The organism is Staphylococcus sp. 510, assembly GCF_057219715.1.
Genome location: NZ_JBXVVK010000001.1, coordinates 129926 through 153953, shown reverse-complemented (window position 1 = coordinate 153953; position 24028 = coordinate 129926). Strand labels below are relative to the sequence as shown.

At 32.4% G+C, this 24028-nt stretch carries 26 protein-coding genes and 1 pseudogene; 24 read left to right on the top strand and 3 right to left on the bottom strand.

Features of this window, described 5'->3' with window-relative positions; all coding sequences use genetic code 11:
* Window position 1: 1 nt before the first annotated feature.
* Window positions 2-400, bottom strand: coding sequence for a ribonuclease HI family protein (locus AC2D8K_RS00750; protein WP_002451166.1), 399 nt, complete (start codon window positions 398-400; stop codon window positions 2-4).
* 162 nt (window positions 401-562) lie between these two features.
* Window positions 563-1267 (bottom strand): queuosine precursor transporter, encoded by a 705-nt coding sequence (locus AC2D8K_RS00745; protein ID WP_002451167.1) that lies wholly within the window; start codon window positions 1265-1267, stop codon window positions 563-565.
* A gap of 318 nt (window positions 1268-1585) precedes the next feature.
* On the opposite strand from AC2D8K_RS00745, the gene AC2D8K_RS00740 reads away from it, so the two are divergent.
* The 20 genes and pseudogenes from AC2D8K_RS00740 (at window position 1586) to sucB (ending at window position 19349) form a co-directional block, all read left to right on the top strand.
* On the top strand, window positions 1586-1780 hold the full coding sequence (locus AC2D8K_RS00740) for a zinc-finger domain-containing protein (protein ID WP_015364999.1): 195 nt from the start codon (window positions 1586-1588) through the stop codon (window positions 1778-1780).
* 12 nt (window positions 1781-1792) lie between these two features.
* Window positions 1793-2047: a NifU N-terminal domain-containing protein gene (locus AC2D8K_RS00735; RefSeq protein ID WP_002451168.1), complete on the top strand. Its 255-nt coding sequence runs from the start codon at window positions 1793-1795 to the stop codon at window positions 2045-2047.
* A gap of 31 nt (window positions 2048-2078) precedes the next feature.
* Window positions 2079-3194 (top strand): conserved virulence factor C family protein, encoded by a 1116-nt coding sequence (locus AC2D8K_RS00730; RefSeq protein WP_484697820.1) that lies wholly within the window; start codon window positions 2079-2081, stop codon window positions 3192-3194.
* Window positions 3195-3219: 25 nt separating this feature from the next.
* Entirely contained in the window at window positions 3220-3663 is a 444-nt protein-coding gene (gene brxA, locus AC2D8K_RS00725) for a bacilliredoxin BrxA (RefSeq protein WP_002451170.1), read from the top strand.
* Between the two features lie 251 nt (window positions 3664-3914).
* The gene (locus AC2D8K_RS00720; RefSeq protein ID WP_484697818.1) at window positions 3915-4871 is read left to right on the top strand and encodes a thymidylate synthase; all 957 of its coding nucleotides are present in this window, start codon (window positions 3915-3917) and stop codon (window positions 4869-4871) included.
* Window positions 4872-5039: 168 nt separating this feature from the next.
* A complete protein-coding gene (locus AC2D8K_RS00715) occupies window positions 5040-5522 on the top strand; it encodes a dihydrofolate reductase (protein ID WP_002451172.1) in 483 nt (160 codons plus the stop codon).
* Window positions 5523-5534: 12 nt separating this feature from the next.
* Window positions 5535-6377: a DegV family protein gene (locus AC2D8K_RS00710; protein WP_002451173.1), complete on the top strand. Its 843-nt coding sequence runs from the start codon at window positions 5535-5537 to the stop codon at window positions 6375-6377.
* Between the two features lie 97 nt (window positions 6378-6474).
* Window positions 6475-7002 (top strand): peptide-methionine (S)-S-oxide reductase MsrA, encoded by a 528-nt coding sequence (msrA, locus tag AC2D8K_RS00705; RefSeq protein WP_002451174.1) that lies wholly within the window; start codon window positions 6475-6477, stop codon window positions 7000-7002.
* Window positions 6995-7423: a peptide-methionine (R)-S-oxide reductase MsrB gene (msrB, locus tag AC2D8K_RS00700; RefSeq protein WP_002451175.1), complete on the top strand. Its 429-nt coding sequence runs from the start codon at window positions 6995-6997 to the stop codon at window positions 7421-7423. The genes msrA and msrB overlap by 8 nt, the downstream gene beginning before the upstream one ends.
* A 12-nt stretch (window positions 7424-7435) precedes the next feature.
* Window positions 7436-7936 (top strand): PTS sugar transporter subunit IIA, encoded by a 501-nt coding sequence (locus AC2D8K_RS00695; RefSeq protein WP_002451176.1) that lies wholly within the window; start codon window positions 7436-7438, stop codon window positions 7934-7936.
* A complete protein-coding gene (locus tag AC2D8K_RS00690) occupies window positions 7936-8157 on the top strand; it encodes a YozE family protein (RefSeq protein WP_002451177.1) in 222 nt (73 codons plus the stop codon). The genes AC2D8K_RS00695 and AC2D8K_RS00690 overlap by 1 nt, the downstream gene beginning before the upstream one ends.
* 425 nt (window positions 8158-8582) lie before the next feature.
* A complete protein-coding gene (locus AC2D8K_RS00685; protein WP_049424745.1) occupies window positions 8583-10040 on the top strand; it encodes a S41 family peptidase in 1458 nt (485 codons plus the stop codon).
* Between the two features lie 81 nt (window positions 10041-10121).
* Complete coding sequence (locus tag AC2D8K_RS00680; RefSeq protein WP_002451179.1) at window positions 10122-10625, top strand: GNAT family N-acetyltransferase; 504 nt, start codon at window positions 10122-10124, stop codon at window positions 10623-10625.
* 17 nt (window positions 10626-10642) lie between these two features.
* On the top strand, window positions 10643-11716 hold the full coding sequence (locus tag AC2D8K_RS00675; protein WP_002451180.1) for an undecaprenyldiphospho-muramoylpentapeptide beta-N-acetylglucosaminyltransferase: 1074 nt from the start codon (window positions 10643-10645) through the stop codon (window positions 11714-11716).
* Between the two features lie 12 nt (window positions 11717-11728).
* Entirely contained in the window at window positions 11729-12343 is a 615-nt protein-coding gene (locus AC2D8K_RS00670) for a phosphatase PAP2 family protein (protein WP_002451181.1), read from the top strand.
* Window positions 12344-12525: 182 nt separating this feature from the next.
* Window positions 12526-12638 (top strand): annotated as a pseudogene (locus tag AC2D8K_RS00665) (hypothetical protein); the annotation flags it as partial.
* A gap of 358 nt (window positions 12639-12996) precedes the next feature.
* A complete protein-coding gene (locus AC2D8K_RS00660; RefSeq protein ID WP_002451182.1) occupies window positions 12997-13656 on the top strand; it encodes a response regulator transcription factor in 660 nt (219 codons plus the stop codon).
* The gene (locus AC2D8K_RS00655) at window positions 13653-15011 is read left to right on the top strand and encodes a HAMP domain-containing sensor histidine kinase (protein WP_002451183.1); all 1359 of its coding nucleotides are present in this window, start codon (window positions 13653-13655) and stop codon (window positions 15009-15011) included. Before AC2D8K_RS00660 ends, AC2D8K_RS00655 begins: the two co-directional genes overlap by 4 nt.
* A gap of 229 nt (window positions 15012-15240) precedes the next feature.
* Complete coding sequence (locus AC2D8K_RS00650; protein ID WP_002451185.1) at window positions 15241-18045, top strand: 2-oxoglutarate dehydrogenase E1 component; 2805 nt, start codon at window positions 15241-15243, stop codon at window positions 18043-18045.
* Window positions 18046-18062: 17 nt separating this feature from the next.
* Entirely contained in the window at window positions 18063-19349 is a 1287-nt protein-coding gene (sucB, locus tag AC2D8K_RS00645; protein WP_002451186.1) for a dihydrolipoyllysine-residue succinyltransferase, read from the top strand.
* A gap of 283 nt (window positions 19350-19632) precedes the next feature.
* On the opposite strand, the gene AC2D8K_RS00640 is transcribed toward sucB, so the two are convergent.
* A complete protein-coding gene (locus AC2D8K_RS00640) occupies window positions 19633-19803 on the bottom strand; it encodes a hypothetical protein (protein WP_002451187.1) in 171 nt (56 codons plus the stop codon).
* A 232-nt stretch (window positions 19804-20035) separates the two neighbouring features.
* Between AC2D8K_RS00640 and AC2D8K_RS00635 the strand changes: the two genes are divergently transcribed.
* The 4 genes from AC2D8K_RS00635 to AC2D8K_RS00620 all read left to right on the top strand — a co-directional run bounded on the left by AC2D8K_RS00635 (window position 20036) and on the right by AC2D8K_RS00620 (window position 23910).
* The gene (locus AC2D8K_RS00635; protein WP_002451188.1) at window positions 20036-20845 is read left to right on the top strand and encodes a VOC family protein; all 810 of its coding nucleotides are present in this window, start codon (window positions 20036-20038) and stop codon (window positions 20843-20845) included.
* A 36-nt stretch (window positions 20846-20881) separates the two neighbouring features.
* Window positions 20882-21085, top strand: a complete 204-nt coding sequence (locus AC2D8K_RS00630) for a DUF6501 family protein (protein WP_002451189.1) — start codon at window positions 20882-20884, stop codon at window positions 21083-21085.
* Between the two features lie 131 nt (window positions 21086-21216).
* Complete coding sequence (locus AC2D8K_RS00625; protein WP_002451190.1) at window positions 21217-22008, top strand: ATP-binding protein; 792 nt, start codon at window positions 21217-21219, stop codon at window positions 22006-22008.
* Window positions 22009-22020: 12 nt separating this feature from the next.
* Window positions 22021-23910 (top strand): vWA domain-containing protein, encoded by a 1890-nt coding sequence (locus tag AC2D8K_RS00620; RefSeq protein ID WP_484697812.1) that lies wholly within the window; start codon window positions 22021-22023, stop codon window positions 23908-23910.
* The last annotated feature ends 118 nt before the right edge of the window (window positions 23911-24028 follow it).

Sequence of the window (24028 nt, the reverse complement as noted above, 5' to 3'; positions counted from 1 at the left end):
ATTATTTGGCTTTTAATATTTTATATAATGCTTGTTGTGCATGTTGATTAGCTTCTTTATTTTGATCTCTAGGTACCCATTTTACAAACAATAAATCAAAGTCTTGCTCTAAAATCTCTAATTGTTCAAAATAAGGTTTGAATTTAGCATTTTTAACAAATCCTGCTTCTACACTATCTGCAATTAACTTTGAATCAGTGTAAAGTAGGGCATTATTCACTTTTAGTTCTCTAGCATGTTCTAATGCATGGATACAAGCTGCCCATTCAGCACTATGATTATCCATTTCTCCTAAATCATGAGTAAACACGTGATGTTGATCTTCCTCTTTAATAACAATAGCACATGCACTTCTTCCAGGATTCCCTTTAGTCGCAGCATCAAAATTAATTTTAGCCATATCTACACCTACTTCATTTATATGTTCTAAACTAGTCTCATCATCTGTACTTTAATTAAATCACAATAATAAGTACAAATTCATCCAATTTCAATTATTATAAATAAAATCGCTTTACTCAATTAGAATATTAAGCAAAGCGATTGATATTTAATAGGTAACTTAAAAACCTTCATCTAACTTAGTAATTTTACCTTTACGGTAGAATGATTTGGCAATGTATCCGAATGGTACATTAAAAATAGTAGATACAAGTTTTAAAACATATGTCGTTATAAAAATTTCAAAAACTGCCATACCAGGTAAACTACCTATAAATGCGATGGATACAAATAATGCTGTATCAATGATAGAGCTAATTATTGTACTTCCATATGCTCTAATAATGAAAGTTTTATCTGAACTAAATAGCTTTTTAATTAATGAAAATATAAATACATCCACGTGTTGACCAATGATATAAGCAACAATTGAACCTAAAGCAATTCTAGGTACAACATCAAAGATGGCATGAAAAGCATTTTGTGCAGTATCTTCTGGGGATGGAATAAAATGTAAAGACATTTGCATGACGATAATCATAACCAGTGTTGAGGAAAAACCTAACCAAACTGCACGTTTTGCGACCTTTCTTCCGTATATATCATTTAAAATGTCCGTCGCTAAATAAATAGAAGCAAACATTACATTACCTAAAGTAGCTGAAATGCCAAAAATTTCTACAGTTTTGATAACTTGTATATTTGCGATGATCGTACCAATCGCAACCCATGCTAGTAATCCTTGTTTCCCAAACATGCGATACATCGCTACCATTAAAATAAACGTCACTAAAAACGTTGCAACTCCAAACAATTCATTATACATATCATTTCCTCCTAAATTTTGTTAATGCGGGTGTTTAGAAACCGCTAAAATAACTTAACCATTTTACTCTAAAACAGTATTTTATGCAATCCGTTTTCCAAATCCACGAAACGTTAAATTCTATGAATATTGAAATATCAGAAAGACAAATTGATTGTTGTTCAATCATGGATAATAAATGCTATAATATCGACATGTGAATTAATGAGTCTAAGACAGTAGATAAGACGAACTTGGCACAAAAGAAATGTCATATGCGCTACACTAATGTCACGAATTCTTTATTTGCGACATAAAAAAATTCTATAGCTAAAGGGAGTGGAGAGTATCCTTACTTATTCCGAACAACAAGCTATAAATCAAATTGATCAATTATTGACTACGTATTGTCATCAATGTCCATTAAAGTCGCATATAAGAAAGACTGAAAACAAGACACAGGCACATCATTTTTGTATCAATGAATGTTCAATTGGTAAACAAATTAAACAAATAGGAAATGAACTTCAATAGGAGGTTATTGTTATGGAAATTGTTTCAATCTCAGAAACACCGAATCACAATACAATGAAAATCACTTTAAACGAAACACGAGAAGACATGAAATCGAATACGTATACATCAGCAGAAGAAGGTCAACCCGAATTCATAAATGCCTTATTTGATATCGAAGGTGTGAAATCTATTTTTTATGTCATGGATTTCATTTCAGTTGATAAAGAGGATGAAGCAGATTGGCAAACGCTAATCCCTCAAATAGAAGATAAATTCAATCAATAAGTAAATCTGATTGCATGGAGGGACAGAGACTATGGAAATTTTACGTGTAGAACCTACACCGAGTCCTAATACGATGAAAGTCGTCTTGACAGAGAAAAGGAAAGATAATCAATCTAATACTTATACAACTATTAATGATCAACAACCACAATTTATCAATGACTTATTAGAACTTGATGGTGTGAAGTCCATTTTCTATGTTATGGATTTCTTAGCAATCGATAAACAGCCTAAAGCCGATTGGGAAGACGTCCTACCTTTAATTACTTCTACCTTAAATAAGGAAGAACATTCACAACAAGAAACACAACCAGATGAACACTTTGGAGAAGTTAAAGCTGAGGTGTTAATGTTTAAGGGGATACCATATCAAATCAAACTATCCACTGGACATGATGAAAAGCGTAAACAATTACCTGAATTTTATGTAGATAGTATGCTTAAAGCTCAAAAAGATAGCGATAACGTAGTATTTTTAAGAAAATGGGAAGACTTTGGTATTCGATATGGTGATATCGACGATGTTATGAATGACGTATATGAAGAAACATTAGCACTATATCCAGAAGAACGAATTCAACAACTCATTACAGAAGCATTAGAAACAGATATTGTCATTCCAGAAAGCCAATATCATCGTGTTTCGCTTGAAACGTATCAACAAGCTTCAGACTGGAAAGAAAAATTAAGAATGTTGAAATCATTCCCAACACCGACTTTTGATGATATTCCTTTATTAGACGCTGCATTAAATGAAGAGAAGGTGCCACTCCGTCGTGAAGCGATTGTGTTATTAGGAATGATTGAAGATCGTCAAATCCTACCATATATATACAAAGGATTACATGATAAAAGTCCAGCAGTACGACGTACAGCAGGAGACTGCCTAAGCGATTTAGGATTTAAAGAGGCACTACCAGAAATGGAACAAGCACTTGACGACCCTCAAAAAATCGTTCGTTGGAGAGCAGCTATGTTTATATTTGATGAAGGAAACGAACAACAATTAGTTAGTCTTAAAGCACATGCCGATGATCCAGCGTATGAAGTAAAATTACAAATCGAAATGGCCATTTCTAGAATAGAAAAGGGTGATGAAGCACTCGGCTCTGTTTGGAAACAAATTGCGAATAGAAATAAATCCTAATCAATGAATAAAGGAGAATATCAATATGAATGCATATGAACAATATATGAAAGAACTCGCTCAACAAATGCGTTCTGAACTAACAGATCACCAATTTGAAAGTTTAGAAACGAGTGAAGCTGTTGAATCATACATGAAACAAGTCAATGATAATGACACAACTTTCGTCGTTATCAACTCTACTTGTGGTTGTGCTGCCGGATTAGCACGACCAGCAGCCGTTGCAGTTGCAGAACAAAACGAAGCGAAACCAACAAATAAAGTCACTGTATTTGCCGGACAAGATAAAGAAGCAACCGCAACAATGCGTGAATATATTCAACAAGTACCATCCAGTCCATCATTTGCATTATTTAAAGGTCAAAATCTAGTCCATTTTATGCCAAGAGAGCATATCGAAGGTAGAGATATCAATGACATTGCAATGGACTTAAAAGATGCTTTTGATGATCATTGTGACGTAAAATAATCAAATTTCATCACATATTAATGATAATTATAGGGTAGTAAGAGTAGTACAGTTTTCTTAGAACACTTTGAGGTGCGAAGCTGTGCTACTCTTTTTGTATTCTTTTTTGACTAAATAAATTAAATTTTACACATATCTGGCTTACTACTTTTTTCAACGATTAAATCTCAGTATAATAAAATTAATGTTAAATGTTGGTAGTCATGCCAAAGATACATCAATACACACTATTAAGAAAGGATGTCATCATTATGCTCAATTCATTTGATGCAGCTTACCACGGTCTCTGTGAAGAAATTCTAAAAATAGGAAATCAAAGAGATGATCGTACACATACAGGAACCATTTCTAAATTTGGACATCAACTAAGATTTGATTTGTCTAAGGGATTTCCATTATTAACCACTAAAAAAGTATCTTTTAAACTCGTTGCAACAGAATTACTATGGTTTATTAAAGGAGATACAAATATAAAATATCTTCTTCAATATAATAATAATATTTGGAACGAATGGGCTTTTGAAAATTACATCAACTCAGAAGACTATCATGGACCAGATATGACAAACTTCGGACATCGTTCTCTACAAGATAGTGAATTTAATGAATTATATAAAGCTGAAATAAAAAAATTCAAAGAAAATATTTTAAACGATGATACATTTGCACAAAAATACGGTGATTTGGGCAATGTATATGGTAAACAATGGAGAGATTGGGAAGACAAAGATGGTAATCATGTTGACCAACTTAAAACTGTGATTGAACAAATCAAACAACATCCTAATTCAAGACGACATATCGTGTCTGCTTGGAATCCTACTGAGATTGATACTATGGCGTTACCACCATGCCATACGATGTTCCAGTTTTATGTACAAGATGGAAAATTAAGTTGTCAATTATATCAACGTAGTGCCGATATCTTCTTAGGCGTACCATTTAATATTGCAAGTTATGCATTACTTACTCATCTCATTGCTAAAGAATGTGGTCTCGAAGTTGGTGAATTTATTCATACTTTTGGTGATGCACATATTTATTCTAATCACATGGATGCAGTCGAAACACAATTATCTCGAGATAGTTTCAATCCACCACAAATTAAGATTAACACTGATAAATCAATATTTGATATTAATTACGAAGACATAGAATTAATCAATTATGAATCACATCCAGCTATCAAAGCACCTATAGCTGTTTAGTATTTAAAATATTTTTTGTATCTTAGTATAATTATGAGAAATTTTTCAATTTTTATCATAAAATTATCAGTATCAACGACGTTATTGTAACGAATTGCATTCAATTTATGTTACATTAAATTTATGAAACTGATGTATTAATGCCCACATACCAAGGAGGACAACGAAATGACATTATCTATTTTAGTCGCACACGATCAACAAAGAGTCATAGGGTACCAAAATCAATTACCATGGCACTTACCTAACGACCTTAAACACGTTAAACAATTAACGACAGGCCATACGTTAGTAATGGGCCGAAAAACGTATGAATCAATTGGAAAACCTTTACCCAACAGACGAAATGTGGTTTTGACTAAAAATAAGTCATTTCATCCCGAGGGTGTGGATGTCATTCATTCTTTTGAAGAGATTCAACATTTAGAAGGCCACGTATTTATTTTTGGTGGTCAAACACTATTTGAAGAAATGATCGATAAAGTAGACGATATGTTTATTACTGTGGTAGATGGAAAATTTCAAGGTGATACATTCTTTCCTCCTTACACTTTTGAAGAATGGGAAGTTGAGTCATCAGTTGAAGGGAAACTAGATGAAAAAAGTACAATTCCACACACATTTTTACATTTAATAAGGAAAAAGTCATAGGAGGAGTTATTTATGGTTAAGCAAGTTATCGTTACGGATTCTACATCAGATTTACCCCAAAGCTATTTAAAGGAGAATTCAATTAATGTTATACCTTTGAATGTTACGATTGATGGTAAATCATATATTGATCAAATTGAAATTACTTCTGAAGAATATATTGAATATATGGAACAAGATGCTGATGTTAAGACAAGTCAACCTGCTATCGGTGAATTTATCAACCTATATGAAGAACTTGCAGGAGACGATGTAGAGATTATTAGTATTCACATGTCATCTGGCTTAAGTGGTACATATAACACTGCATATCAAGCGAGTGAAATGGTAGATGCAAATGTAACAGTCATTGATTCTAAATCAATTTCAAATGGTTTAGCATATCAAATTAAACATATTGTTGAATTGATCGAACAAGGTACATCTACAACTGACATTGTAAAAAGCGTTAAAGAATTACAAGAAAACACTAAGTTATTTGTAGTCATTGGACAATTAAATCAACTGATTAAAGGTGGCCGTGTAAGTAAGACTAAAGGACTTATTGGTAATATCATGAAAATCAAACCAATAGGTACTTTAAGTGATGGCAAATTAGAATTAGTACATAACGCGAGAACTCAAAATACTAGTATTAATTATCTAAAAAAAGAAATTTCAGAATTCATAGAAAATCATAAAATTAAATCAGTAGGCATCACACATGCAAGTGCATTAGATTTTGTAGATAAAATTAAAAGCACTTTTACAGAGGCATTTAATTGTCAAGAATACGATGTTAATATCACAACACCTGTTGTCACGACGCATACAGGAAAAGGTGCTATTGGTTTAGTTGTCGTTCGAGAAAAATAATAATCGCTTTCAATGTCTTAAAGCCTTTGAGCGTTTATCTTTATTTCTAACTAATAATATCGTAAATTATTAACAAGAATAGGAAGGAGGCAATCAAATGGCTTATGCGACATTAGCTGGTGGTTGTTTTTGGTGTATGGTTAAACCATTCACATCATATCCTGGCATTGAATCAGTAGTCTCTGGATATAGTGGTGGTCATGTAGAAAACCCTACTTACGAACAAGTATGTACAAATCAAACAGGACATGTAGAAGCTGTCCAAATTACTTATAATCCAGAAATAACTTCATTCGAAAATATATTAGATGTTTATTTCAAGACATTTGATCCAACAGATGATGGCGGTCAATTTTTCGATCGTGGCGAAAGTTATCAACCTGTCATTTTTTATCATGACGATGAACAGCGTAAAGCTGCTATCTTAAAGAAACAACAAATTGATGAACAAGGTATATTTAAGAAACCGGTTATCACACCAATCAAACCATATAAAAATTTCTATCCTGCAGAAGATTATCATCAGGATTACTATAAGAAGAATCCTACACACTATGAACAATACCAACGTGGTTCAGGCAGAAAAGCATTTATAGAAACACATTGGGGGTCTCAACATGATTAAAAAGAACAAAGACGAACTTAATGATATGGAATATCTTGTTACCCAAGAAAATGGTACCGAGCCACCATTTCAAAATGAATATTGGAACCATTTTGAAAAAGGTATTTATGTAGACAAACTATCAGGCAAACCACTATTTACATCAGAAGAAAAATTCGAATCTGATTGTGGATGGCCAAGTTTTTCAAAAGCCATTGATGATGACGAAATCATTGAATTAGTAGATAAAACGTTTGGTATGATTAGAACAGAAGTACGTTCTGAAGATGCTAACAGTCACTTAGGCCATGTGTTTAATGATGGACCAAAAGAAATGGGGGGATTGAGATATTGCATTAACTCAGCAGCAATTCAATTTATTCCTTATGATAAATTAGAAGAATTAGGTTACGGTGACTTAATACAACACTTTGAGAAATAGGAGTGAAATACTATGTTTAAAAAATTATTTGGCAAAGGTAAAGAAGTAGATAAGAATATTCAAATTTATGCACCATTATCAGGAGAATATGTGAAAATCGAGGATATTCCAGATCCAGTATTTGCTCAAAAAATGATGGGTGAAGGCTTTGGTATTAATCCAACTGAAGGTACTGTAGTATCTCCAATTGAAGGTAATGTAGATAATGTATTCCCTACAAAACATGCAATTGGATTAAAAGCAGAGAATGGCCTTGAATTATTAGTGCATATCGGGTTAGATACAGTTCAACTTGATGGAGAAGGCTTTGAAGTGCTTGTAGACAGTGGAGATACAGTTAAGGTTGGAGATCCAATTATTAAATTTGATGTTGAATACATTAGAAACAACGCAAAATCAGTCATTTCTCCAGTCATTATTACTAACTCTGATCAAACAGCATCAATTCATTTTGAAGATGTCAACGCAGTTGTTAAAGGCGAAACAAAAGTTATTGATGTGACTATGAACTAATGAAGAACTATTCATTTTATCAATTTGCTATGACAGTTAGAGGTAGAAAAGATGATAAAGGGCGCTTAGCTGAACAAATTTTTGAAGATTTAGCATTTCCGCGTCATGAGAATGATTTCAATACTCTGTCTGACTATATAGAAACGCATGGAGATTTTACATTATCTATGTCTGTGTTTGATGATTTATACGAAGAATACACTGAATGGTTAAAATTTTAGCATACACATTTAAAGAGGTCGGGACGTAAGCGTTTAAGATTTGAATTGCTTAAAATGATAAACAAATATGATAATACCATATTTGTTGAATCGTGATAGCAAATCTTTCAAACCTACTTTATAGATACCATTGAATCGGTTTCTAGAGCATTAAACCTTATTGTCTCAACCTCTTTTCTTTTATACTTTTAAATTGCATCTTAAAATCAATTTATCATGTGCTTTAATCATTGATATTTCAGTTGATTTTCTAAATTAATCCATACATACTATAAGTACCTTTTTTGGAAATCAAATTGCTAGTTAAATAAAATGCAACATACTAGAATAATAATGTAATAAAGATGTTTCAATGTAAGACATCTATTTGAATGGTCACCATAGATTAAGGGAGTGATTATGTGACGAATGATAAAGACGAACAAATCGAACAAGATCAACAAGATTTAAAACAGCAGAAAACAAAAGATAAAGTTCAAAAGAAAATTCATCTTAAATTATGGCATTTGATTATACTCATTATTGGCATTATTTTGATTACTGTAGCAATTACCGTTGCAGCTACATTGTTAATCAGTCATCAAATGAGTGGTCTGAATAAGGAACAACGTGCTAATTTACATAAAATTGAATATGTCTATAAAACATTAAATAAAGATTACTATAAAAATGAAAAATCCGATAAACTTTCTCAAGCGGCAATAGATGGGATGGTCAAGGAATTAAAAGATCCTTATTCAGAGTATATGACCAAAGAGCAAACCAAATCATTCAATGAAGGTGTGTCTGGTGATTTCGTAGGTATCGGAGCAGAAATGCAAAAGAAAAATGATCAAATCAGTATTACGAGTCCAATGAAAGGTTCTCCAGCAGAAAAAGCTGGCATCAAACCAAAAGATGTGGTTACTGAAGTTAATCACAAATCAATTAAAAATAAACCATTAGATGAAGTTGTAAAAATGGTACGTGGTAAAAAAGGTACCAAAGTCACATTAACGATTAAACGTGGTTCAGTAGAAAAAGATATTGCCATTAAACGTGATACAATCCATGTTAAAAGTGTTGAATATGAGAAAAAAGACAATGTTGGTGTTATTACAATTAATAAATTCCAAAACAACACATCAGGCGAATTGAAAAATGCGATTAAGAAAGCGCATAAACAAGGCGTTCGTAACATCGTATTAGATTTACGAAATAACCCTGGAGGATTATTAGACGAAGCAGTTAAAATGGCAAATATATTCATCGATAAAGACAAAACAGTTGTTCAACTTCAAAAAGGTGATGACAAACAACAGCTTAAAACCGAAAACGATCCTTTAAAAGAAGCCAAAGATATGAAAGTATCTATATTAATCAATGAAGGTTCAGCAAGTGCCTCAGAAGTATTTACTGGCGCCCTCAAAGATTATCATAAAGCTAAAGTATATGGTTCTAAGTCATTTGGTAAAGGGATTGTACAAACGACACGTGAATTCAACGATGGCTCATTATTAAAATATACTGAAATGAAATGGTTAACACCTGATGGTCATTATATTCACGGTAAAGGGATTAAACCCGATATCGAAATTGCTACACCTAAGTATCAATCATTAAGCGTGATTCCTAATGATAAAACGTATAAGTTAGGAGATAACAATAAACATGTCAAAACAATGAAAATAGGTTTAACAGCGCTTGGTTTCAAAGTAGATAATGAAACTAAATCATTTGATACAAGTTTAGAGTCAGCAATTAAAGCCTTCCAAAAAGACAATGATTTAACTGTTAACGGTGAATTTGATAAAGAAACAAATGATAAGTTCACTCAAAAATTAGTCGAAAAATCAAATAAAAATGATACTGTTTTAGACCAACTACTTAAGAAGTTAAAATAAGTTTAAAATGATTAAAAAGCGTGAATTTAAAGATGAGAGTATTTAACTAATAAACATAAATACAAAGAGGTGTTTTAGATTATGATTAGATTAGCAACGAAAAAAGATCTTTCTAGAATTGAAATATTAGTAGAAGAAGCAAAAGAAATAATGGAGAAATTCAACAACAATCAATGGGATGATAAATACCCTGTAACTGAACATTTTGAAGAAGATATCGAATCTGAAACACTTTATGTATTAGATGTTGATAATGAAATTTATGGCTTTATTGTCATCGACCAAAATCAGTCAGAATGGTATGATGAATTAGAATGGCCAATTGATCGTAAAGGGGCATACGTAATCCATCGATTAGCTGGTTCACAATCATATAAAGGTGCAGCAACTGAATTATTCCAATTTGCAGTTGATTTGACAGAAGACCATGGTGTCCATGTCATTTTGACAGATACGTTTGCGCTTAATAAACCAGCACAAGGATTATTTGAAAAGTTTGGATTTACTAAAGTGGGCGAAGCCGAAATTGATTACCATCCATTCGATCGTGGTGCACCATTTTACGCATATTATAAAAACATATAAGAATAGAGGTTATATTTATGACTAAAATCGCATTTACTGGAGGCGGAACGGTTGGACACGTTTCAGTCAATCTAAGTCTGATTCCTACTGCATTAGACAAAGGGCATGAGGCGTTTTATATTGGTTCTAAAAATGGTATAGAAAGAGAAATGATAGAATCACAATTACCTAATATTGCATACTATCCTATTTCGAGTGGTAAATTACGCCGCTACCTATCATTAGAAAATGCGAAAGACGTATTTAAAGTTCTAAAAGGGGTACTTGACGCACGTAAAATTTTGAAAAAACAAAAGCCAGATTTACTATTCTCAAAAGGTGGTTTTGTGTCTGTACCTGTTGTCATTGCGGCACGTTCGTTAAAGATTCCTACTATCATTCACGAATCAGATTTAACACCTGGCTTAGCAAATAAAATTGCATTAAAATTCGCTAAGAAAATCTATACAACGTTTGAAGATACATTAAACTATTTACCAAAAGATAAAGCAGATTTTGTGGGTGCGACAGTACGTGAAGATTTAAAACAAGGAGATCAACAACGTGGTTATCAATTAACTGAATTTAAGCAAGATAAAAAGGTTTTACTTGTTATGGGTGGTAGCTTAGGCAGTAAAAAATTAAATGATGCTATTCGTGAAAACCTAGAAGCTTTATTACACCAATATCAAGTTATACATTTAACCGGTAAAGGGTTAGTTGACGATTCAATTAAAAAAGAAGGCTACGTACAATTTGAATTTGTTAAAGATGATTTAACAGATTTACTTGCGATTACTGATACAGTAGTAAGTCGTGCAGGATCAAATGCTATTTATGAATTCCTTACGTTACGAATTCCAATGCTATTAATACCACTTGGTCTTGATCAATCACGTGGCGACCAAATTGATAACGCGAAAAACTTCGAGTCTAAAGGTTATGGTAAAGCCATTCCTGAAGAAGAATTGACGCAAGTAAGATTGTTAGAAGAGTTGAATCACATTGAAACAAATCGTGAGGATATCATTAAACAAATGCAGACTTATAAAGAAAGTTACACTAAAGAAGATTTATTCGATAAAATAATCAATGATGCTTTAGACAATTAGGGGGACAATGTAATGAGTCGATTAAAACGAATTTCATTACTTATCATTTTTACTTTGATATTTGGAATCATAGCATTCTTCCATGAATCACGCTTAGGTAAATGGATAGATAATGAAGTTTACGAATTCATTTATGCATCAGAAAGCTTTATTACAACTTCAATCATGCTTGGTGCTACCAAACTAGGTGAAGTATGGGCTATGGTTTGTTTATCATTAATGCTTATCGCATATTTAATGTTAAAACGACTAAGAATTGAAACTTTATTCTTTATTATCGTGATGAGTTTATCAAGCATATTAAACCCCGTTTTAAAAAATATCTTTGATAGAGAACGACCAACATTATTGCGCTTAATTGATATTACTGGTTTTAGTTTCCCGAGTGGACATGCAATGGGATCAACATCTTATTTCGGTAGTATCATTTATATCTTGAACAGAACGGATTCTGGACTATCAAAAGGCATTTTAATAGGGTTAGCAGCTTCACTCATTTTGATGGTTTCAACATCACGTGTGTATTTAGGTGTACATTATCCAACTGATATTATTGCAGGAATCATTGGTGGCGCATTTAGTATTGTATTATCAACACTAATCTTAAATGAGCAATTAACAAAATAAAATAAGACAGTGAAGCACCACATTTCAACTTAAGGAAATGTGGTGCTTTCTTTTATCATTAATTGTCATCATTAGCGGAACTAAAAAAGCAGTAAACCTCAAGTGTCTAAAGGTCTACTGCTTTATTAAAACGTTTTTCAACGTTAGTCTTTTACGGGCATATAAAAGGGGATTATATGAAAATGACCAATCCTTAAGAACGAAATATATGTGGGGGGGGAAAGTTCTTTTTGGTATTGATAATCATTTTCAACTATTATTATACACTAATGAGAATCATTGTCAATTAGAAACAATAAAAAATGATAAACTTATTTTATGATCATTAACTACCAACGATTTTAGCTATTTTTAATACTGGAAATAATAATAAAAATACTTCTCAATACCGACTATGTAACGATTGAAAATATGATAAAATTTAGTTAAGAATACAATTAATGGGTTATACACAAAGAGGCAAAGGCATATGAATTAAGTCATCTAATTAATCATTGACATGTAGATTCACAACATTCACGAAATCAATGACTAAGTTTCGAAATCAGATGTCTACATTCAACATCAATGAATATATTAAAGATAAATACATCAATCATATGTTAAATGAGTTTTATTTAACATTGTGCATAACCATATTAAGAGGTGCAAAGATGACAAACATTTTAATTGTAGAAGATGAAAAAAACTTAGCTCGATTTATTGAACTTGAACTAACACATGAAAATTATCAAGTCGATATTGAAAATGATGGTGCTACTGGTCTAGACAAAGCACTGAATAAAACTTACGATCTCATTATTTTAGATCTAATGTTACCGAATATAAATGGTTTAGAGATTTGTCGTCAAATTCGTCAACAGCAAACAACGCCTATTATCATCATTACTGCTAAAAGTGATACTTATGATAAAGTTGCTGGTTTAGATTATGGTGCTGATGATTACATTGTTAAACCATTTGATATCGAAGAATTACTTGCTCGTATTAGAGCCATTCTTCGTCGTCAACCTAAAAAAGATACTATTAATATTAACGGTATCATTATAGATAAAGAAGCTTTTGAGGTTACAGTAGATGGCACTCAATTAGATTTAACTAAAACTGAATATGACTTATTCTACGTGTTAGCAGAAAATAAAAATCACGTATTACAACGTGAACAAATTTTAAATCATGTATGGGGATATAATACTGAAGTTGAAACGAATGTCGTAGATGTCTATATCCGCTATTTAAGAAACAAACTAAAACCCTTTGGTAAAGATAAAGTCATTGAAACAGTACGCGGTGTAGGGTACGTGATTCGATGATGAAACAACGGAAACTCAAATATAAATGGATGTTAATCACCACATTTATCACTTTTATCACTATCGTTTTATTCTGTCTGGTAATCATCTTCTTTTTAAAGGATGCCTTACATGATAGTGAATTAGACGAAGCTGAACGTAGTTCTGACGATATTATCAATTTATTTCATGCCAAACCCTTAGATGAAATATCGGCCTTAGATTTAAATGCTTCGTTAGAAAACTTTCAAGAAGTGACTATTTTTAATACTAAAGGAAAAAAATTACTTCAAACAACAAATGAAAATTTGCCATCTGTACCTTCTAATATAGGCCTTTCTCACCCAGAAAGAGTCAAAATCATTAAATATAAAGGCGTTGATTACTTAGCAATCACAGAACGTATCCATACTCAAAACTTTAATGGATATAGCGTATTAATTCATTCATTAGAAAATTATGAACATCTTGTACAATCTTTATATATTGTAGCCATTGCATTTGGCTTAATAGCAACATTTATCACTGCCATTGTAAGTTATATCGTCTCATCACAAATCACCAAACCCATTGTGACCATGTCTAATAAAATGAATCAAATTCGGCGTGACGGTTTCCAAAATAAATTAGAGTTGACGACAAACTATGAGGAAACTGATAATCTCATCGCTACATTTAATGAGATGATGTTCCATATCGAAGAAACGTTTAATCAACAACGACAATTTGTAGAAGATGCATCCCATGAATTAAGAACGCCATTACAAATTATTCAAGGTCATTTGAATTTAATTCAAAGATGGGGTAAAAAAGATCCAGCCGTGCTAGAAGAATCACTAAATATTTCTTTAGAAGAAATGAACAGAATCACCAAATTAGTTGAAGAATTATTATTATTAACTAAAGACAATGTTAAAAATGGCCAAGTTGAAAAAGAACTCGTAGATATCAATTCTGAAATATTATCTAGAGTTAATTCTCTTAAACAACTACACCCAGACTATACGTTTGATATTGAACTAGATGAAAAACCTTTAAAACTTAATATGAACCGTCATCAATTCGAACAACTCATTTTAATCTTTATAGACAATGCGATGAAATATGATGTTGAAAATAAATTAATTCAGATTAAGACTCAACTTAAAAACAAACAAATTAGTATAGAGATTACTGACCACGGTTTAGGTATTCCAAAGCAAGACCTAGAATTTATATTTGACCGTTTTTACCGTGTAGATAAATCTCGAGCTCGCAGCCAAGGTGGTAATGGTTTAGGTCTATCTATTGCTGATAAAATCGTTCAATTAAATGGCGGATTTATTCAAGTAGAAAGTGAAGTTGATCATTACACAACCTTTAAAATCATATTTTAAAGACATCAATTAGAACGAAAATCCTTTGTAAATCATACATTTTGTGTACCTAATTAAGCTTTTAGTTTACATCTTTATGACCAACATTTTAATATTATGAAATTAATGCAGAACCAAATTTATCTTGGTTCTGTTTTTTTACAATAATAGGTAAATCTACTTTAACAAAATTTGAAATAATGCTATTATTGTCTTGTAAGCGTTTCAACATTTTTGTGGAGGGTGTAATATGACAAAGGACAAGAGAGAGGTTACAGAGGCACCTGTAAACTTCGGCGCAAATCTAGGGTTAATGCTAGATTTATATGATGATTACCTACAAGATCCATCATCAGTACCCGAAGATTTACAAGTCCTATTTAGTACAATTCAAACAGGGGAAGCTCATATCGAGGCTAAACCAGCCGCTAATGAGGGTGGTTCACAATCTGGTGACAGTACAATTAAACGTGTCATGAGATTAATCGATAACATTAGACAATACGGACATTTAAAAGCAAATATATATCCAGTCAATCCTCCAGAGCGTAAAAATATTCCTAAATTAGAAATAGAAGATTTCGATTTAGATCAAGCTACTTTGGAAAATATCTCAGCTGGAATCGTATCAGAACACTTTACTGATATTTATGATAATGCATATGAAGCTATTGTTCGTATGGAAAAAAGATACAAAGGTCCTATTGCGTTCGAATATACGCATATTAATAACAATAAAGAACGTGTATGGTTAAAACGTCGTATCGAAACACCATATAAAGCAACATTAAATAATAAACAAAAAACTGAATTATTTAATAAATTGGCTCATGTCGAAGGTTTCGAGAAATATTTACACAAAAACTTCGTTGGTGCAAAACGATTCTCTATTGAAGGTGTCGATGCTCTAGTACCAATGCTACAACACACGATTACACTAGCTGGCGAAGCTGGAATCAAAAATATTCAAATCGGTATGGCGCACCGTGGTCGTTTAAATGTACTGACTCACGTATTAGAGAAACCATATGAAATGATGATTTCAGAATTCATGCACACTGATCCTATGAAGTTCTTGCCAGAAGATGGTAGCTTAGAATTAACTGCTGGTTGGACTGGCGATGTGAAGTATCACTTAGGTGGCGTAAAAACTACAGATTCATACGGTATTGAACAACGAATCGCTTTAGCAAACAACCCAAGTCACTTGGAAATTGTAGCGCCCGTTGTTGAAGGTCGTACACGTGCTGCGCAAGATAATACACAACAAGCTGGCGCGCCACAAACTGACTTCCATAAAGCTATGCCAATCATTATACATGGTGATGCTGCATATCCTGGTCAAGGTATTAACTTTGAAACAATGAACTTAGGTGATTTAAAAGGCTACTCAACTGGTGGATCTTTACACATCATTACAAATAACCGAATCGGTTTCACAACTGAACCAACAGATGGCCGTTCAACAACATACTCAACAGATGTTGCTAAAGGTTATGATGTTCCGATTTTACATGTTAATGCTGACGACGTAGAAGCAACGATCGAAGCCATTGATATCGCTATGGAATTCCGTAAAGAATTCCATAAAGATGTAGTCATCGACTTAGTAGGTTATAGACGTTACGGTCATAACGAAATGGATGAACCGTCAATTACAAATCCATTACCATATCAAAATATCCGTAAGCATGATTCAGTAGAATTGGTTTATGGTAAAAAGTTAGTAGATGAAGGCATTATCAGTGAAGATGAAATGAATCAAGTCATTGATAGTGTTCAAAAAGAAATGCGTGCAGCACATGATAAGATTGACAAATCAGATAAAATGGACAATCCAGATATGGAAAAACCAGAATCCTTACAACAACCACTTAAAAGTGATGATAAGGAATTCTCATTTGATCACTTAAAAGAAATCAATGACGCGATGTTAACTTATCCTGAAGGGTTCAATGTACTGAAAAAATTAAATAAAGTACTTGAAAAACGTAAAGAACCATTTGAAAAAGAAGATGGCTTAGTAGATTGGGCACAAGCGGAACAACTTGCTTTCGCAACAATTTTACAAGATGGTACGTCTATTCGTTTAACTGGTCAAGACAGTGAACGTGGTACATTCAGTCATCGTCACGCAGTATTACATGATGAAGAAAATGGCGACACATTCACACCATTACATCATGTACCAGACCAAAAAGCATCATTCGATATTCATAACTCACCATTATCAGAAGCAGCTGTTGTTGGTTTTGAATATGGTTACAATGTTGAAAATAAAGGAAGTTTCAATATTTGGGAAGCACAATATGGGGACTTCTCAAATATGGCACAGATGATGTTTGATAACTTCTTATCAAGTGCACGTGCAAAATGGGGCGAACGTTCAGGTTTAACATTATTCTTACCTCATTCATTTGAAGGGCAAGGTCCAGAACATTCATCAGCACGTCTTGAAAGATTCTTACAACTTGCAGCAGAAAACAATAGCACTGTAGTGAACTTATCAAGTGCAAGTAACTACTTCCACTTACTACGTGCTCAAGCAGCAAGCCTAGATACTCAAGAAATGAGACCATTAATTGTTATGTCACCAAAAAGTTTATTACGTAACAAAACAGTTGCTAAGCCAATTGATGAGTTTACTTCTGGTGGTTTCAAACCAATCATTGCTGAAGATTATGAAGCTGATAAAGTTAAAAAAGTAATATTAGCTTCAGGTAAAGTATTCATTGACTTAAAAGAATATTTAGCTAAAAATCCTGACGAATCTGTATTACTTGTAGCAGTTGAAAGATTATATCCATTCCCTGAAGAGGAAATTCAAGAAATTTTCGATCAACTACCAAATCTTGAATCAGTATCATGGGTTCAAGAAGAACCTAAAAACCAAGGTGCATGGTTATTCGTTTATCCATACTTAAGAGCACTAGTTGGTGATAAATACGATTTAAGTTACCATGGAAGAATCCAAAGGGCAGCACCAGCTGAAGGTGATGGAGAAATCCATAAACTTGTTCAAAATAATATTATTGAAAGTAGCATTACTAAATAAATAGGGGGAAATTCAAAATGCCAGAGGTTAAAGTTCCAGAATTAGCAGAATCAATTACAGAAGGTACCATTGCAGAGTGGTTAAAAAATGTTGGAGATAGCGTAGATAAAGGCGAAGCTATTCTTGAATTAGAAACAGATAAAGTTAACGTAGAAGTTGTATCAGAAGAAGCAGGTGTTTTATCAGAACAACTTGCTAATGAAGGCGATACAGTTGAAGTAGGTCAAGCTATCGCAGTTGTTGGTGAAGGCAGTGGTAATGCATCAAGTGGTTCATCAGATAATCAAACTCCACAAAGTAATGATGAAACTAATAAAGATGATCAACAATCTAAAGAAACTTCTCAACCATCAAACGATACTCAATCATCAGATCAATCTCAAGATGATTCAGCTAATAACCAACGTGTGAAAGCAACACCTTCAGCACGTCGCCATGCTCGCGCTAACGGCGTTGACTTAAGTGAAGTTGCTGGAAAATCAAATGATGTTGTTAGAAAAGAAGATGTAAACAACAGTCAAAATCAAGCTAAACAATCATCACAAAATGACAACAAACCTTCTGGTAATGAAGCTAAAAAATCTAGTGACAAACCATCTAAACCAGTTATTCGTGAAAAAATGTCACGTAGAAAGAAAACTGCTGCTAAAAAATTATTAGAAGTATCTAATAATACAGCTATGTTAACAACTTTCAATGAAGTTGATATGACAAACGTTATGGATTTACGTAAACGTAAAAAAGAACAATTCATCAAAGATCATGATGGTACTAAATTAGGTTTCATGTCATTCTTCACTAAAGCTGCAGTTGCTGCACTTAAAAAATATCCAGAAGTCAATGCTGAAATTGATGGCGAAGACATGATTACTAAACAATACTATGATATCGGTATTGCTGTATCTACTGACGATGGTTTATTAGTACCATTCGTAAGAGATTGCGATAAGAAAAACTTTGCTGAAATCGAACAAGAAATCGCTAATTTAGCTGTCAAAGCTCGCGATAAAAAATTAGGCTTAGATGACATGGTTAACGGTTCATTCACAATCACAAATGGTGGTATCTTCGGTTCAATGATGAGTACACCAATTATCAATGGTAGCCAAGCTGCTATCTTAGGTATGCACTCTATCATCACTCGTCCAATTGCAATTGACAAAGATACTATTGAAAATCGTCCAATGATGTACATCGCATTAAGCTATGACCACAGAATTATTGATGGTAAAGAAGCAGTAGGATTCTTAAAAACAATCAAAGACCTAATTGAAAACCCTGAAGATTTATTATTAGAATCTTAATTTAAACGACTAACGTTGAATATAATTTAAGAACCAACGGTGATATGAATCACCGTTGGTTCTTTATGTATTAAATAATACTTTAGTAGTATATAATTTTAATAAAATGATGGTTTATGATTTATATCATTATTTTTATAATCGGGTTGTATTATTTATTTTCTAAATCAGAATATTTATAAACACTTGCTTAAATAGTCTAAAAAAGCCAGTAAATGGGTCAATATAAACATCATTTACTGGCTATTTCTATGTTTTAACATTTAAAACTATAGGGTAACTTTTAGTATAAGACGATAATCTCTATAATTGCTAAAATAATAAATACAATAAATGCAATTAAGAAATATTTAAAATTAGGCTTTTGCTTATTCTGTAAATTCGTAAAAACTTGTATACCTGAATAAGCAGCGATTAAAACAGTAATTGCAAATACTATCCACATCGTAGACATGTGTATGCCTCCTTACTTTATCTCTATAATTATATTTTAATACACTTTGACAACAATACCAAAATGAATTTTAACTTAATTTTAAAAAATTAATTACAACCAAACTTTTCACAATACAATTTAAACTTTTATCCATTCATATGATCCATCATCGTAATAGTTCATCATATAAATCATCGTAAAAATACGTTATAATAATAATGTAACGATAAATGATTAGGGGTGTCAGTAAATGAGCGGACTTAGAAGTGTCACGTTAGGTACTAGTGACCTATCTAAAACTAAAGATTTATTTGAAAATATATTAGGTTTTAATTCATCTAAAAAGGGTGAAAATGCTTTAAGATTTGGCGATGCCAATTTAAGTCCTGGTACTCGTATACATTTTGTTGAAGTACCTAAAAGTAATTATCAAAACTTACATATCGATAGCGTTGGATTAAGAACTCCATCAGACTCAGGTCTAGATGAATATCAATCTATTTTTACCAATCATCAAATGTCTTATAGCTCAATTACTGAACTCAATGGTAATAAGCACTTTAACTTCAATGATCATAATCAACAATTATTTGATATCTATTCAAATGAACATAACACAGGCGTTCCATTAGGTATGCCATCATTTGAAAGTACTGTCAATCCGCTACATCAAATTCAAGGCTTAGGCCCTGTGATTCTTAAGGTGAATGAATTGCCTATCACAGCATCTATCCTTACAAATGTATTTGGATTAAATATATTTGCAGAATATCATCCATATGAAGATTCAACACAAGCCATCCAAGTATTTAAAATTGGAGAAGGTGGTCTTGGTGGTGAATTGCATCTATATGAAGCAGAGACAGAAATCAATAATGAAGATGTAGGTATGATTGAACAAATAGAATTTTCCACTCAAAATAAGTCGGAATTTGAAAACGCTAAACAAACGTTAGATGACATAGGTATACCTTATCAAACGTTAGAACAAGATGATTCTGATTCATTACGTATTACTGAAAAAAGTGGTATTTCATTCATTTATACACTGGAAAAATAAACTTATTAAAATAACTATAGAGGTAGGGAATTAAAGATGTTACACGAAACATGGAAAGAGCGTACACCAATTAAAAAAGTAGAAGTTACAAATACAGATGCGAAGAAGTTCACTGTATCTGATATGCTAACTGTTGGTAAACAATATGATGTCATTAATGAAACTGAAGAATATTATCAAATCATCGATAATTCAGGTTTAGTTGGTGGCTATTACAAAACATACTTTAAAGAAGTTTAAAATCGTTGCAATCAGTTTAGACTATCAAACAAGTATATAAAGATAACAGTCAACAAGACTAAGACAATTGGAAACCCAAACCCACATGTCTTAGTCTTTTTTCATATTGATAAAAAAGGAGCATATTAATCATGGTACAAGCACAATATAAAAATGCGGACGTTTCAGTTTTTAATGATGCAAAAGCATTATTTGATTTAAATAAAAATATTTTATTAAAAGGGCCAACAGGTTCCGGTAAAACGAAACTGGCAGAAACATTAAGTGAAGTGGTAAATACGCCTATGTATCAAGTTAACTGTTCAGTAGATTTAGACGCAGAGAGTCTACTAGGATTTAAAACGATTAAGACAAATGAACAAGGGCATCAAGAAATTGTATTTATCGATGGGCCCGTTATTAAAGCTATGAAAGAAGGACATATTTTATATATTGATGAAATCAATATGGCTAAACCGGAAACATTGCCTATCTTAAATGGTGTGTTAGATTACCGCAGACGTATAACTAATCCATTTACTGGAGAAGTCATTCAAGCAAAACCTGGCTTTAACGTGATTGCCGCAATCAATGAAGGCTATGTAGGTACGCTACCAATGAACGAAGCACTTAAAAACCGATTTGTTGTGATTCAAGTGGATTATATCGACGGCGATATTTTAAGTCATGTTATTAAAGAACAAAGTCGTTTACAAGATGATACAACTATCCAAAAAATCATTAAATTCAACGAAGATTTACGTACAATGACCAAACAAGGTCAGATTTCAGAGGAAGCTGCAAGTATACGTGCACTCATTGATTTAAGTGACTTAGCAACAGTTATGCCAATCGAACGTGCCATTAAACGTACAATTATAGATAAACTTGAGGATGAACGAGAACAGCAAGCCATTATTAATGCAATAGAACTTAACTTTTAGAGAGGGATAATCATGAGCGACCGTTTCATTAAATTTAACGACGAACAGTTAGATGTTAAACAAGTAATGATGTTACAAGACTTAGCTCGTTTACTATTAAAAAACGAACAAACACAAGTTAAAATTCAAAAATTCCCTTATTATAATCCATTCAGTAATACACTAATTACAAGTTGGTTCTGGTCTCACCGTCCAAAAGCAGTTGAAGCTGCTGGTCTCAAAACAGATGTTATGTTAGCGGCCTATGGTTATCAAATGATGGATGTAGATATCGTTAATGAGGTGTTGCATAATAATGAATTTAAACACCCTAAATTTTTCCATCAACTTTTCAAACTATTAGAAGATATACGTATATTCAATGAGATTAAATTACAACGTCCAAGCACAATAAAATATATAGATTTACGTTTAATTACAAGACTTACATTTACTGAATCACAAATTAATGTTTATAAAACTAAAACACTATATACTGATTTATTATTTTTATATTTAGAGCATGCTTTTATTGAACAAAACTTCTATGACATACCATCCATCCATCCAAAATTTGATGACGTTTTAGTTAATATGTATCAATATTTGCCTAACTTCTTTCAGAATCAAAGTTCTGAAGACAATATGTATTTAGCTGAACGCATATTATATCAAGTAGATGATTTATTAAAAGAAGATATGTTAAATGAATATTACTATATTCCTAAAAATCTATATGAAAATATTCAACAAGACTTGTTTGAAGATCTAAAACGAACAGATGCTGCTAATACAGATGGTAAAGATCAGTCGCAAGAGGAAAATGATGCAGTGACAGCTGAAGCAGAAACCAAAGCTGCTGATAGTTCTTCTGAAGGTGGCGCTTATCTCGAAATGGAACTACATGAGGGTGAAAATAGTGAAGTGATGGCTGACAATGATACAGCTAGAGAAGGGGATTCATCCGATGATATGACCGATATGATGACTAAAAAAGGTAAGGGGTCACAAAACACGCTAGATCGTGAAGAAGGCGGCTTTATTGGACAAAATAGCGCCTTTGCATTAGAAGGCATTAACCAAAATGTTGATATTAAATGGAAAGTCCCTGATATTTTACCTGAATACATCCAAGCTTATGAAGATGTTAAAAATGATGTGCAATTTGAAATTAAGGATTTAATCCAAATTATTAAAAAGACGATCGAACGCGAACATCAAGATGAGAGACATAATCTCACTAAAGGTCGACTACAGAAGAATTTAATCAATTGGTTTATAGATGATCAATATAAATTGTTCTATAAAAAACAAGATTTAAGCCAATCATTTGATGCTACATTTACATTATTAATCGATGCTTCAGCAAGCATGCATGACAAAATGGATGAAACGATTAAAGGTGTCGTACTCTTCCACGAGACGTTAAAAGAATTGAACGTCAAACATGAAATATTGGCCTTTAACGAAGATGCCTTTGATTCAGATGATACGAAGCAACCTAATATTATAGATGAGATTATCCATTACGACTATTCAACATTGAAAAAAGATGGACCGCGTATCATGGCTTTAGAACCACAAGATGATAATCGTGATGGGGTTGCCATTCGAATCGCGAGTGATAGATTAATTCGTCGCAGTCATCATCAGCGATTTCTCATTGTGTTTTCTGATGGGGAACCTTCTGCATATAATTATAGTCAAGATGGCATCATAGATACGTATGAAGCTGTTGAAGATGCTCGTAAGTTTGGTATAGAAGTCTTTAATGTATTCTTGAGTCAAGATCCAATTACCGAAGATATTGAACAGACGATTCATAATATTTATGGTCAGTATTCAATATTTGTTGAAGGTGTTGAACATTTACCAAGCTTGTTATCACCATTATTGAAAAAACTATTACTTAAATCTTTTTAAAAATATGTCTATTTGCTAAATTTAAATCAACTAAGTTTTTAAATTTTCTGAAATTATATAGACTTATGAATTATATCTATGCTAGAATGTTTAATGTTGCATATTTAAGGACAAAGGA